Annotated in this window: 11 protein-coding genes; 2 read left to right on the plus strand and 9 right to left on the minus strand. The window is 56.4% G+C overall.

Going from position 1 to position 12326, the window contains the following annotated elements; genetic code table 11:
• Nucleotides 1–132 precede the first annotated feature (132 nt).
• A complete protein-coding gene (locus HUO07_RS09915; RefSeq protein WP_176303420.1) occupies nucleotides 133–876 on the plus strand; it encodes a Crp/Fnr family transcriptional regulator in 744 nt (247 codons plus the stop codon).
• A gap of 84 nt (nucleotides 877–960) precedes the next feature.
• Here the strand turns inward: HUO07_RS09915 and HUO07_RS09920 are convergent, their stop codons facing one another.
• Nucleotides 961–1746: a ribonucleoside-diphosphate reductase gene (locus HUO07_RS09920; protein WP_176303421.1), complete on the minus strand. Its 786-nt coding sequence runs from the start codon at nucleotides 1744–1746 to the stop codon at nucleotides 961–963.
• Nucleotides 1747–1821: 75 nt separating this feature from the next.
• Nucleotides 1822–3933: an adenosylcobalamin-dependent ribonucleoside-diphosphate reductase gene (locus HUO07_RS09925; protein WP_176303422.1), complete on the minus strand. Its 2112-nt coding sequence runs from the start codon at nucleotides 3931–3933 to the stop codon at nucleotides 1822–1824.
• Nucleotides 3934–4149: 216 nt separating this feature from the next.
• Here HUO07_RS09925 and HUO07_RS09930 point away from each other — a divergent pair, with 216 nt between their 5' ends.
• Complete coding sequence (locus HUO07_RS09930) at nucleotides 4150–4752, plus strand: hypothetical protein (protein WP_176303423.1); 603 nt, start codon at nucleotides 4150–4152, stop codon at nucleotides 4750–4752.
• A gap of 11 nt (nucleotides 4753–4763) precedes the next feature.
• On the opposite strand, the gene HUO07_RS09935 is transcribed toward HUO07_RS09930, so the two are convergent.
• Genes HUO07_RS09935 through flhF form a run of 7 tightly spaced genes read right to left on the minus strand, consistent with a single transcriptional unit; the run spans nucleotide 4764 to nucleotide 12305 of the window.
• Nucleotides 4764–6782, minus strand: coding sequence for a diguanylate cyclase (locus tag HUO07_RS09935; protein WP_176303424.1), 2019 nt, complete (start codon nucleotides 6780–6782; stop codon nucleotides 4764–4766).
• A 22-nt stretch (nucleotides 6783–6804) separates the two neighbouring features.
• The gene (locus HUO07_RS09940) at nucleotides 6805–7476 is read right to left on the minus strand and encodes an OmpA/MotB family protein (RefSeq protein ID WP_176303425.1); all 672 of its coding nucleotides are present in this window, start codon (nucleotides 7474–7476) and stop codon (nucleotides 6805–6807) included.
• 5 nt (nucleotides 7477–7481) lie between these two features.
• The gene (locus tag HUO07_RS09945) at nucleotides 7482–8303 is read right to left on the minus strand and encodes a motility protein A (RefSeq protein WP_176303426.1); all 822 of its coding nucleotides are present in this window, start codon (nucleotides 8301–8303) and stop codon (nucleotides 7482–7484) included.
• A 40-nt stretch (nucleotides 8304–8343) separates the two neighbouring features.
• Entirely contained in the window at nucleotides 8344–9045 is a 702-nt protein-coding gene (locus tag HUO07_RS09950; RefSeq protein WP_176303427.1) for an RNA polymerase sigma factor FliA, read from the minus strand.
• A gap of 26 nt (nucleotides 9046–9071) precedes the next feature.
• Nucleotides 9072–9500, minus strand: a complete 429-nt coding sequence (locus HUO07_RS09955; protein WP_176303428.1) for a flagellar protein FlhE — start codon at nucleotides 9498–9500, stop codon at nucleotides 9072–9074.
• 25 nt (nucleotides 9501–9525) lie between these two features.
• Nucleotides 9526–10104: a hypothetical protein gene (locus HUO07_RS09960; RefSeq protein ID WP_176303429.1), complete on the minus strand. Its 579-nt coding sequence runs from the start codon at nucleotides 10102–10104 to the stop codon at nucleotides 9526–9528.
• Entirely contained in the window at nucleotides 10101–12305 is a 2205-nt protein-coding gene (gene flhF, locus HUO07_RS09965; RefSeq protein WP_176303430.1) for a flagellar biosynthesis GTPase FlhF, read from the minus strand. Before flhF ends, HUO07_RS09960 begins: the two co-directional genes overlap by 4 nt.
• Nucleotides 12306–12326: the final 21 nt, after the last annotated feature.

Here is a 12326-nt window from a genome sequence, read left to right on the forward strand (position 1 = left end):
GCGCACGCGCCCCTGACTAAAGGAGCCCACTGCCTTACGCATTGAACAACGCAGTACGCCGCCTTATTGTGTAGTGCGGCGAGCAGATAATAGTTAGTTACATTAAGTAAACCTCTCTTAGAGGGATAGGCCATGAACGAAGAAAAAAGCTGTATTATCAAGCACTTCAGTCACTATTGCTCGTTGACGGAGGAGGAGAAAAAATTACTTCTCTCGCTTGAAGAGAGTCCAAGCAATATAAAATCCGGCACGATCCTATGGGAAATGGGCGATGCGGCTAATGAGTTCTGCACGCTGAAAAGCGGCTGGGCCTATTCCTACCGCCACTTAGAAAATGGTGATCGGCAGATTCTGGAAGTGTTTTTGCCTGGTGACATTATTGGCCTGCGCGAGTTTGCTTTCTCCGAGCGCCTCGAGAATGTGCGCATGATTGATGACGGCGTGGTTTGTCACTTCCCGCATAAACGTATGCTGGATATTTTCCGCCAGTCACTTCCCCTTACATCAGTAATGTTTGCTATTGGTAGTCGCCAACAGGCGCTGATGACAGAGCGGCTGGTCACCTTGGCAAGGCGCAGTGCCCGCCAGAAAATGGCGCATTTTCTCTACGAGATGTATTTGCGGCTACGCCAAACTAATCCCGATATTAGCAATCAGTTTCGCCTGCCTCTCTCTCAAGAACAGTTGGCCGATATACTTGGCCTCAGTCCCGTTCACGTGAGCCGAACGTTTACCGCACTCAGTGAAAGCGAGTTAGTATTCCGTGATCGTCATCACCTCACCATTCCGGACTTAGCGGCGTTATGCGCCGAAGGCCAATTTGATGACTGTTATCTTACCGACAACGTCCGCCCCCTGTTAGGTGATACTGCATAAGTTAGGCGATCAACATAAAAAAACCGCGTGCTATAAAGCACGCGGTAGTGTTGTTACGCCGTCAGCCGCTAAGACGACAGTACATTAACCGCATTTAGACCAGCCACAACCCGCATAGCAGGTTGGGCAACCATCCATCATGATGAGCTCGCCGCGGCACTCAGGGCAGTTACCCACTGTGGCCGGGCCACTGCCTTTAGGCTTTTTTTCCGCAGTAGTCTTTTCGCCGATCGGCTCTACCGCACCCGCTTCAACAGGCGCATCGCCCGTCTCCTCATCCGGCTGCCAAGCATGGCCATGGGTCATGCGGTGGGCATAGCGCTCAACCAGCTTCTCAACCGGCACTTGATTGCCATCCCGATCCAGGAAACCGCGACGATAAAGAATCTGCTGTATCGACCAAGCAATCGCAGCGACCTCTGAATCGTGAAACATCGGCTTGTTCCAGCGGTTCATACCGCAGCGCACCAGGCCTTTGTCCCACGCCACTTTGCGCAAATCCGCCACTGCCTGGGTGACATAACCACCGCGGGCCGCCAGCGAGAGGCTGCGCATGGTGGCGGTGATCCACTGGTGCTCGCTGGAGAGCTGGCCCGACGGGAAAAAGAACTCTACCGGACGCTCAATCACCACGCGTTTGCCGCCAATCACGCCTTCCACCGGCATAAACGACACCAGCAGATAGACTTTCTTGCGACCTTCCGCGCCCACGTACGAAATCTTCTCTGATACGGCTTCTAGGGTGCCTTCCGGGCGTGACGGAATCCGCACCGTCAGCGGGCTTTCATCCTGTAGCTCAGGAACGGGCGCGGCCTGCTCCTGCTGCTTGATGCGGTAACCAACGATTTTTGAGGTAATTTCTACAGCCATGGTGTTCTCCACTTAGCAAAGGTAATCGGGCGGTTCTTTTCATGGACGCTGCTAGCAAGGGCGCAGCCCCCGCCGCTACCATTTGCCGTAGGTGCCCTCTTTTAAGCCATCAAACAGGTTGGCAGCGTTATGTTCTTCGCCGTCGTAAACCACCTTTTCATCCCCGGTCAGTTCGAGGGTTTCGCCATTTTCCAGCTCAAATACATAGGTGGTGTTTTTAAGATCATCCTCACGCACCAGCACGCCCTGGAAGGCCTCAGGGTTAAAGCGGAAAGTGGTGCAGCCTTTTAAGCGGCTTTCATAGGCCTGCAAATAGAGGTTCTGGAACTGCTCAAACGGGAACTCAGTAGGCACATTAACCGTTTTCGAGATCGCTGAATCCACCCAGTGCTGGGCGGCGGCCTGAACGGCGACGTGCTGCTCGGGTGAGATCGCATCGGCGGTAACGAAGTAGTCAGGCAGGTCGCTGTCCACTGCATCGGCAGCAATAAAGTGGCGGTAGGCGGCGAGCTCAAAGGAGACGACTTCGACCTGCTCTTTGGTCTTCTTACCCGACTGAATAATATTGCGGAAGTAGCGGTGCGAGAAAGAGGGCTCGATACCGTTGGAGGCGTTGTTACCCATCGACAGGCTGATCGTGCCGGTCGGCGCGATCGAGCTGTGGTGAGTAAAGCGTGCGCCATACTCGGCCAGCTGTGCGACCAGTTCGGGCTCAAGCTCGGCCACTTGGGCCATGTACTGGCTGTAACGGGCGTGCAGAATACGCCCCGGTACTTGATCGCCCACTTCATAACCATCTTTGGCCAGTTGTGGGCGCTCGCGCAGCATCTTGGGGGTAATGGTGTGCTCCTGCTCAAGCACCGGCGCCATGCCTTTCTCTTTAGAGAGTTCCAGCGCCTGCTTCCAGCCCTCAATCGCCAGGTGGCGGCTCACTTCATCGGTAAACACCAGTGACTGCTTGGAGCCATAAGGAATTTTGAGCATAGTGAGCGTCGACCCCAGGCCCAAAAAGCCCATGCCGTGGCGGCGCTTGGCTTCGATTTCACGCTGCTGCTGGGGCAGCGGCAGGCCGGCAATCTCGACCACGTTATCGAGCATGCGGGTAAAGATGGCGACGACCTTACGGTAACGCTCCCAGTCAAAGCGCGGTTCGGCGCCAAAAGGATCGATCACGAACTTGGTCAGATTGACGGAGCCCAGCAGGCAGGCGCCTTCCGGCGGCAGCGGCTGCTCGCCACAGGGGTTAGTGGCGCGGATATCCTCACAGAACCAGTTATTGTTCATGCGGTTGACTTGGTCGATCAGGATGAAACCTGGCTCGGCGTAGTCATAGGTAGAGGACATGATGGTGTCCCATAATTCGCGCGCTTTGATCACTTCCACAATACGGCAGGCGACGCGACCTTCGGCATCCACCGTGTAGCCCTCTTCCACTACCGGCCAGTCACGGTAGATCAAGTCTTCCGCTTTAACGTCCTCTTTCTCACCAGGGTGCAGTGGAAAGGCCAACGGCCAGTCGGTATTGTTTTTCACCGCTTCCATAAACTCGTCGGTGATCAGCAAGCTAAGGTTAAACTGACGCAGACGCCCCGCTTCGCGCTTGGCCTGAATAAACTCACGTACGTCCGGATGTCCTACATCAAAGGTGCCCATCTGAGCACCACGCCGACCACCGGCAGAGGCGACGGTGAAGCACATCTTGTCGTAGATATCCATAAATGCCAGCGGGCCGTTGGTGCCTGCGCCAGCACCGAACACGAACGCGCCCTTATGGCGCAGCGTTGAGAAGTCGTAGCCGATACCGGCCCCGGATTTTAGCGTCATACCCGCATCCACGACGGAGTCGAGAATATCGCGCATGGAGTCGCGAATGGTGCGCGAGACGGTGCAGTTGATCAGGCTTACTGCTGGCTTGTAAGCCTCTGCGCCAGCATTGGAAAGAATGCGACCGGCAGGAATAGCGCCATGCTCCAGCGCCCAGCGGAATTTCGGCAACCACTCTTCTGCCTTGTCTCCTTCCACCGCTGCAAGGGCGCGAGCAACACGCTCAAATGTAGCACCGACATCTTGGTCGACGGGCTGGCTATGACGATCCTTGAGGCGGTACTTGGCATCCCAGATCTCCCGCGAGGGGGCCTGCATCGGGACGTCATTAGAGGTCTTGATAGCCTTAGCAGCGGTGCTCATGTCGCAAAACTCCTTCACAACGGGGGTGAATATAGCGCTCAAATGGGGCGATTATACGTGGCATCGGAGTGAAGTATAGACTTGACTTTCCACCATATGAGGCACTTTTTTAACTATTTTCTACCATATATAGAAAAATCAGCGCGTTACTCTTTTGACAATCTCAAACACGCTATAGACTGTTTTTTCGGTTAATCATCTAGGAATTTTGGTTACATGGCTCACATCATCACGGCGACGCTCGCCTTGCGTTTTTACGCGTCAATGTTAGCCCCTATGTTCGTTACGGCGGCAATGGTCATCTCATTAATGGTTGCAACGCCAATGGCTAGCGCAGCAACATTTAATACCGACGACGTGGCTACCCACGAACACTGGCAGTCGATGACACTGTCATTGGGGGGTGAACGACACTACCGGGCGATAGAAACTCACAGCTATTCTGATGCCACCCTAAGCCTGAACGCCACCGCAGGCGTTTGTGATTTACCCTGGCTGGAGATGCGCGTCACGCTTGAGCAGCAGCAAGGGGAAAGCCGTGCGGTGAACTTGGTACCCGCCAGGCTACGCATTGATGAGCAGCCCGTGATTGATACCATGGCGGAGTTTATTACCGAACGCGGCGACGACGGTTTTTATGCCCACTTTTACTTAAGCGACTTGGCGGCGCTGATGGCCGACATGCGCCAGGGCGAGCAGTTGTTTCTGGGTTTTGACCAGGAAGAGCGCGAGCCTTGGTATATGACCTTTAGCCTGCAAGGCGCCGACGCGGCGATTAACCGGATGCTCACCCAGTGTGAAGGTGGTGGAACCCATTAAGGTGCGAATGATTAGATCGGCACCTCAGGCTCAAGCGCCATTTCAACGCGGTTACGCCCGCCATGTTTAGCGCGGTACATAGCATCGTCTGCCCGCGAGATAATGGTTTTACAGCTGTCGCCCGGCTGCCAAACGGCCACACCAATACTTACCGTCACCGTTTGCTTAAGCCCCTCTATATGCAGCTCAGCCACTAGCGAGCGCAGCCGCTCGGCCAAGCCAAGGGCGGCATTAATGTCCGAGTGGGTCGCCAGCACAATAAATTCTTCGCCTCCCCAGCGCCCCAAGTGGTCGCAGCCACGCAATGAGCTTTCTACCAAGCGCGCCAAAGCCACCAGCACATCGTCACCTACGCTATGACCGTGGGTGTCGTTGATCTGCTTAAAATTGTCCACATCAAACAGCAACAGGGCAAAGGCGGCCGCATAGCGCTTGGCAGCCACCAGCTCGGCATTGATCGCCTCTTCGATGCGGTAACGGTTCCACACTTTGGTTAAGGGATCAAAATGCGCTAATTGCTCAAGCCGTTGATTGGCCTCCGCCAGGGCTTTGCGCTCACGCTCTAAGTGCATATTCAGGGAACTGATTTCATAGGCTGAAATGGCCAACGTTAGATCTTCTCCCAAATCTACCGCGGCTAACCGCTCTACCCATTGCCACGCTTCGCTCTTGCCCATCACTTCTTCATGCCAAGCAACCGACGGGACCGCTATCGCCGTCGGTTGTTGCTCAGTGGCAGGTTGCATCGCCCAATACAACGTTTCCACCTGCTCAGGACGAAAAAAGAGCAACCAAGCGCGCTGGGTCGAGTTCATGAGCAGCGGTACGGCTAAGGCACCGCACTGTTCTGGCATCGCTAACGAGCAAGTTAATGGATCCTTGGCAAGTTCACGCGTACACCACGGTCCGCTATGTACGTGGGCTCTCTCTAGACGTAGCACAAACTGGCTTATAGCTTCCGGGGTAGGCGTCACGCCCGCTTGATAAGCACCACCATTCAGCCAGAGCACCACGCCATGGGCACGAAACAACTTCATCCAGGTAGCCGCCTGCTCATGGAGTAATTGCTGAGGGTTTTGCGGCTCGCTGCGTGCGCCAGCACTCAGCACCAGACTATCCTGAACGCGTTGCAGGTAGCGCGCTTCTTGACGCGCTCGCAGTAGCAGCATGCGCTGTGTAGCCATTTGCACCAAGGTGCGCACAGCATCACGCACGGGCGGCTCCACCGAATGCGGGGTGGCCGAATGACAAAACACTAATCCCCACAGGCCAGAGTCGCCCTGCATTGCCAGGCTGAGCGCGCCGCGCGCCCCCAGGCGCTTTAAATAGCGCTGCCTTTCCGGGGCCGGGGCGCGTAAAAAGCTGCCGCTTAGGTTAGCCGTTGGACAGGGGGGCGCCAGCGTTTCGGGGGGCGCATTAACATCTTCCACTAGACGCATGGGATAATTTTCGTAGCTTTGCCGCAAGGGGGCGGGGAAGTCACTAGCAGGAAAGCGTTGACCTAGCAGCGAGGGCAACTCTTTGCCCGGTGCTTCAGCGACCATCAAGCCATGCCAATCACTATCGAAATGACACACGGTAACGCGGTCATGGCCTGTCAATTGCTGGATCGCATTCACCAGGTAATCAAGCAGTTCCTCCTGATGCGTCGCTTCAGCCAAGTGCATCAACCGCTCATTCACCGTACCCAGTAGACGGCGCTTACCCAGGGCTTTGAGTGGCTCAATCTCAACAACGACCTGCTCATCCACTCGGTACGCATGCAACTGAAAACGCACATTGCTGTGCTTAGAACGCATAAACGTGAGTGGGCTTGGGAGCCGCTGGTGCCCCCGAAGCTCGCGGCGCACGCGCTGACTCAGGCGCTTGCCGAGCACACAGGCAAGGCTGAGCTGCCCATTTTCAGGGCGCTCAACACCGATCAAGTGGGTTAAATTAGTGCTAGCGGCTTGGATGCACCGGCTATCGGCATCTAATACCAGCAGGACACCAAACGACTGCAATAGTGGGTGGTACTGTTTCTTGGACACACAAGTGGCCTCGACAATCTATTCACCCTTCGAGCGGTTGCCTCAACAACAGCTCTACGCGCCGGTTGGCCGCTCGGCCATCCGAGGTTGCGTTCGTTTCCATGGGTTGGGTATCAGCATAGCCGACGGCCCGCATATGAGAAATATTGAACCCTTGGCGCTCTAAATGACGCACGACGGCAATAGCCCGCGCAGATGAAAGCTCCCAATTAGAGGGAAAACGCGCTGTCGAAATGGGTACGCTATCGGTATGACCTTCCACCGAAATCTGCCCATCAAAACTGGCTAATACATCGATAAGGCTTTCAACCACGCCGCGCCCCTGAGGCGTCAACACTGCTTGGCCACTGGAAAATAATAGGCTGTTATCAATACGCAGTGTGACCCCTTCACGCCCTTGCGACACGCTCACTCCAGGAATATTGAGCCCGGAAAACTGCGGCTGCAGCCCTTGGTGACGAGGCTTAATACCGGTGGCAAGTGACGCTAGCGGCAGCGATGATACAGCGCTAGCCGAGCGCATGAAAGCCGTATCCGCCGCTTCACCACCCCCCGGTGGCGTGAGTGAAAGCAGTAGGACAAAGAGCGTGATGAGCAGCGTCAGCACATCAAGATAGCTGGTTAGCCATCCCTCTTCGCCCTCCCCAGGCGAGACCGGTATTTCCAGGGCGTGACGGGTATCACGGTCTAACATGATAGCTATCCCTTCGCCGCCGAACTAACCGAGGAGTCTGGTCTTGGTTTGACGCTGTTATCACGAATTTCATCGTGGTAATTAGCCACAAACGAGTTAAGGGTCTCTTCAATGAACGAGGGCAGACGGCGTTTAGTGATCAGTGAGATGCCTTCCAACACCATGTTCATGGTGATTAAGCGCTCTTCGGTCCGGCGCTCTAACTTCACAGCAATCGGCTTGAACACCAAGTTGGCGAGTAAAATACCGTAGAAGGTGGTCAGTAGTGCCACCGCCATGCGTGGACCAATGACCTGCAGGTCGCCAGCATCCATGACTTCCAACATGTTCACCAGCCCCACCAGGGTGCCGATCATGCCAAACGCAGGCGCATAGGTAGCCATGGTGCGAAATATTTGTGCTTCAGCATGTTCACGCGCTTTCAGGCGGGCAATGCGCCAGCGCAGCATGTCAAAAATTTCATCCTCTTTGGTGTTGGCGATCACCAGTTGAATGCCAGTGCGTAAAAACGGATTGCGGGTATGTTCTAGCTCGCGCTCAACCGCCCGCACGTCGCCTTTAAACCACAGCCGTGACATATCGACCAGCTCCCGGATATCGTCACGCATATAGGTGTTTTCGCGCCGGAATACTAGCCCCACCAACCGCACCACACGGAGGACTTCTCTCAGCGGATAGCTGATAAAAGTGGCCGCCAACGTACCAGTTACCACAATGGCCAGACCCGGCAAATTGATAAAGCTTGAAGGGGACTCTGCGGTCAAAAACAGTACACTGACCAGCAGCAATATGCTGGCAAATATGCCTATCAGCGTCGAAGGATTCATCCACGGCTCCTTGCCGGTCACAAGTGAGTAAAAAGAGGTGTTATGCCGAGTCGTGTAAACGCGCACGTAAACGGCTGACGGCCTGACTGTGTAGTTGAGAAACGCGTGATTCCGTTACGCCCAACACAGCCCCTACTTCCTTGAGGTTGAGTTCTTCCTGGTAATACAGTGCCATGAGCAGTTTTTCACGCTCTGGCAGTGCGTCAATCGCATCAATCAGCGTTTGCCTCTGCTGGCCATCAAGCAGCTGCTCGAACGGTGAGTGGCTCAGTTCATTACTGACCGGCTCGCCGCCATCGGCCACCAACTCTTCAAACGGCAGCAATTGGCCACTGTTGGTATCATTGAGGAGCTGCTGATATTCACTCAACGGCATTTCAAGATGGTGGGCAATTTCGTTCTCTTCCGGTGCTCGCCCTAACTGTTGTTCTAACTGGCGAACGGCATTGTCTACTGCTCGCGCTGAACGGCGCACACTGCGGGGCAGCCAATCACGGGTGCGCAATTCATCCATCATCGCACCGCGAATTCGTTGGCTAGCAAACGTCGCAAAGGTCGCACCTTGAGTAGCATCAAAGCGACCGAGCGCTTCCAGCAGCCCTACCATCCCTGCTTGAATAAGGTCATCGAGCTCAATGCTGGCTGGTAAGCGGACCTGAAGCGTCAAGGCCTGGCGTCGTACCAGTGGCATATATTGCGTCAACAGCTCACTCTGTTTGATCCTACCTTGTGCTGTGTACATCCTTTCGCCTCGCGGCTATACAGCCTTCACTGATAGTTCACAATCATTTGCAGCCCCTGCACTCGAACCGGCCGTTGGCCTGGGCGTAAGGCGAAGCGAAAATGCAATGGCTCATCTGCCGTGCGCCCTGCCAATGCGGTAGTGGACCCGCGCATGCCGGTCAACGCAACGCACTGCTCAGGATGGCACAACCAAGCGTTTAACAGTGCACCGGGAGGATGGCTGAACTGCCACTGAATACGCTCAAGCTGCTTTGCTCGAAGGTTAACCGCGGCGGGCGGGGAAGCGTTTTGACTAGCGCTTGCCCGATCACTCATCGCCACCATCAGCCCAGGAACCTGGGTGCTCCAACTGCCGGTAGCGGCCTGGACACTCGCCGTTAATCCTGCCAGTAACCACCCTGTTAGCAGTAGCGCCACCAGCAGCAGCGCCCTTCTTAATCGCAAGCTTAGCATGCTTAGTCACCTTGGCGGAGTATGCTCATCGTGCAAGTACCAGTAGTTCCATATTTAAGTAGTATTCGGCTGCACCACGCAAGTTGTCGAGCAATCCCTGGCGCGGCAAATGCGGTTCATGAAGCGCTAGCAAACGACGCGGCCCACCGCGTTCCTGTAGTTGGCGCAAGGTGCTGTACATGGCAGCAAAGGCATCGGCATCGCTATTGATCCAGAGTGCCCAACGGCTGTATTGAGCGTGTAACTGAGCAAGGTCAGCAGTATCTGCCGCCACGATATGCACATCCCAGTCTTCAGGGTCACCGGCCCAGCTTCGACCTAACGTTGACCACTGCCCCAGACGTGCTTTGACTTTGTTTACCTGAGAGGCACCGCTACCGGGCAGCCCAACCACTATAAGCGGAATTTTGGGCCTGGGGGGCGCGGTCGCCGCAGGCGCTTCGGCTTCTACTGCTGCAGCCGTAGGTGTTAATAACGATGGGCTCTGTTCTGGTTCTGGCACATGCTCGGCCGCCGCGACATCAACCGCCGCCCCTTCAGCCTGCTGCTGGCGCTGCAGGTTTGCCCACTTACGCAGCCCTGAGGCTTGATCTTGATCGCTCACGTCACACCCTCTCGGCTGACACTGCCCATTTGGCGAATCGCATCGCGGGCCATAAACGCGTAAACCAGCGCATCAAGCATGCCAGTATCGCGACGCCGACGGCTCGTGCCTAATAAATTGAGCAGGTCGCCGCGCAGCGTCTGCGCCTCTTCATCATCGGCAACATCAAGATGCCCGGCGACGGATGCCACGCCGCTGGCCATGAGTAGGCGCACTTCGGCATTAACATCGCCGCTGTCGGCCTCTTTTAACTGCTGCCAAGCGCGGCGTGTTAATGCCGCTAAGCCATCGCTTTGAAGTTGTGTTAACAGTAGTGAGAGCACCTCGGCTCCCAGCCGAGCAGGGGTAAGCCAGTAGCGGCGCGCTACCACTTTGGCGCTTTCCGGATCACGCACTTCACCGTACCAAGCAAGCAGGGCATAACCCGTCGCATCCTCTACTTCGGCGTAGGCGGTCCACAGCTGCACGGATTGACCACGAAAACGAACACCCACTTGGTGCGTCAGCACGCTGTCATTAAACAGCTGACGAATGGACTGGCGCTCGTGGTGAAAGCGTACCCGATGACTAGGGGATACTTGGCTGACCCAGGTCAAATGCTCGGCTTCCAGCCACGCCAACGCATCGGGCTCGGGTAAGCGCGGCAATAAATGCACCGCGACGCCGCTTGATTCCGTCAGCGCGGCTAAGCGCGGCTGCCACCCAGCAGCATGGCGATGCTGTAACCAGGGTAGCGCCAGCCAAGCGCCCTCTGTGTCCAGGCCAATATCGGGCATTGCCCAGTCGCAGCCGCGCTCATTCCGCCGAGCTGACCAGGCCATACCCAACGTCGTATTCACGGCGGGATAGTGGGCGAGCAATGCGTCCAAACGCTCTTCCTGCAGGCGGCTCGGGAGTGACGCTAAATCCCAGATCGCTTCTAATTCCGTAAATCCCGTCACGCGTTGGCGCAGCCGCGCCAGTAACGACGACAAGCGGCGCCCTTGCCCGAGGACATCCCGCGACCAGCGCGGCATCCCCATTGGGGCATCAGCATTTTGTGTCTGCTCGCGCTGCGGCGTTGCCGTGCTTAGCGCTTGATCCACGAGTGTTTCAGGGGAAGCAATGGCCATATCTTCAGGCACCTGCTGACCATTTGAACCAAACAGCACGCGCATCCCGTGGCGCATGACAATGTCGAGGACCGGCGCGAGGCGCCCCGCTTCATCCTGTTTAGTAATAATACAGTCGTCTAGCTCTGCCCCTGCAGCACGGGCAGCCTGACGATAACGCAGCACGACCTCTTCGAGGGTTTCCGGCTGGCTGGCGGCATTGAGCAACAGCACCAGACGCACGCGCGAGCGCCCCCCTTGCAGGTGGGCAATCTGCTCGATCACCCGCTGGTCACGCTGGCTCATGCCTACGGTGTCGATAATCACCCACTGCTTGCCTTGCAAGCGGCCCAGTAAATCGTCGATGGGTTGCTCGGCATCCAGCGCGTACATGGGGGTGTCCAGCAAACGCGCATAGATGCGTAGCTGCTCATGGGCGCCAATCCGGAAACTGTCCGTCGTTACCAGCGCCACCGGGCGGGTGCCATGCCGCATCACAAAACGGGCGGCTAGCTTCGCCGTGGTGGTGGTTTTCCCCACCCCCGTCGGCCCTACTAAGGCGACAATGCCGGTTTGATCGAAAAAACTTGCTTCATCACTCAATACACAGAGTCGCGCCATTAACTGCTGACGCAGCCACTGCAACGGCGCGTCGCTATCACTACTTAACGCAGCCAACGGTTCAGGTAACCCCGCCAGCAGTTCATCGGCAAGCTCACTGCCAAAGCCAACATTCCAAAGCAGTTGTCGCAGCCGTGCGACCGTGCCCGTGGGCACTGCCTGGGGTGGCGCGGCGGCATTGGTTGGCTGGCTGTTTGCCAGCAGTGCGCGCATATCCTGCATTTCTTGTAGCAAGCGTTCGCTCATCGCCTGCATGGGGTCTTGCGCCGGCTGGGCTGGAGCTACCGGTGTTTGGGGAGCAGTCATTTCGGGAGGAGTAGGTTCGGGCGAGGGCTCGAAGTGGTCAATGGCTTCATCTGCCATGGCCAATATTTCAACGCCCCCTTCGGTACGCCGGTTAGCGACTATCAGGGCATCTTCGCCGAGCGCCTCGCGCACTTGGCGCATCACATCACGACTGTTGGCTCCCACGAAACGTCTAACGCTCATGACTTACCCTTTGCCTGTACT

It is taken from the genome of Vreelandella maris, assembly GCF_013371085.1.
In the GTDB taxonomy this organism is placed as follows: Bacteria; Pseudomonadota; Gammaproteobacteria; order Pseudomonadales; family Halomonadaceae; genus Vreelandella; species Vreelandella maris.

Bases quoted from the DNA above. Each gene is read 5' to 3' on its own strand.
- HUO07_RS09945 (WP_176303426.1), bottom strand. From the start codon at position 8,303: ATGAATCCTTCGACGCTGATAGGCATATTTGCCAGCATATTGCTGCTG.
- HUO07_RS09925 (WP_176303422.1), bottom strand. From the start codon at position 3,933: ATGAGCACCGCTGCTAAGGCTATCAAGACCTCTAATGACGTCCCGATG.
- flhF (WP_176303430.1), bottom strand. From the start codon at position 12,305: ATGAGCGTTAGACGTTTCGTGGGAGCCAACAGTCGTGATGTGATGCGC.
- HUO07_RS09955 (WP_176303428.1), bottom strand. From the start codon at position 9,500: ATGCTAAGCTTGCGATTAAGAAGGGCGCTGCTGCTGGTGGCGCTACTG.
- HUO07_RS09940 (WP_176303425.1), bottom strand. From the start codon at position 7,476: ATGTTAGACCGTGATACCCGTCACGCCCTGGAAATACCGGTCTCGCCT.
- HUO07_RS09920 (WP_176303421.1), bottom strand. From the start codon at position 1,746: ATGGCTGTAGAAATTACCTCAAAAATCGTTGGTTACCGCATCAAGCAG.
- HUO07_RS09915 (WP_176303420.1), top strand. From the start codon at position 133: ATGAACGAAGAAAAAAGCTGTATTATCAAGCACTTCAGTCACTATTGC.
- HUO07_RS09930 (WP_176303423.1), top strand. From the start codon at position 4,150: ATGGCTCACATCATCACGGCGACGCTCGCCTTGCGTTTTTACGCGTCA.
- HUO07_RS09950 (WP_176303427.1), bottom strand. From the start codon at position 9,045: ATGTACACAGCACAAGGTAGGATCAAACAGAGTGAGCTGTTGACGCAA.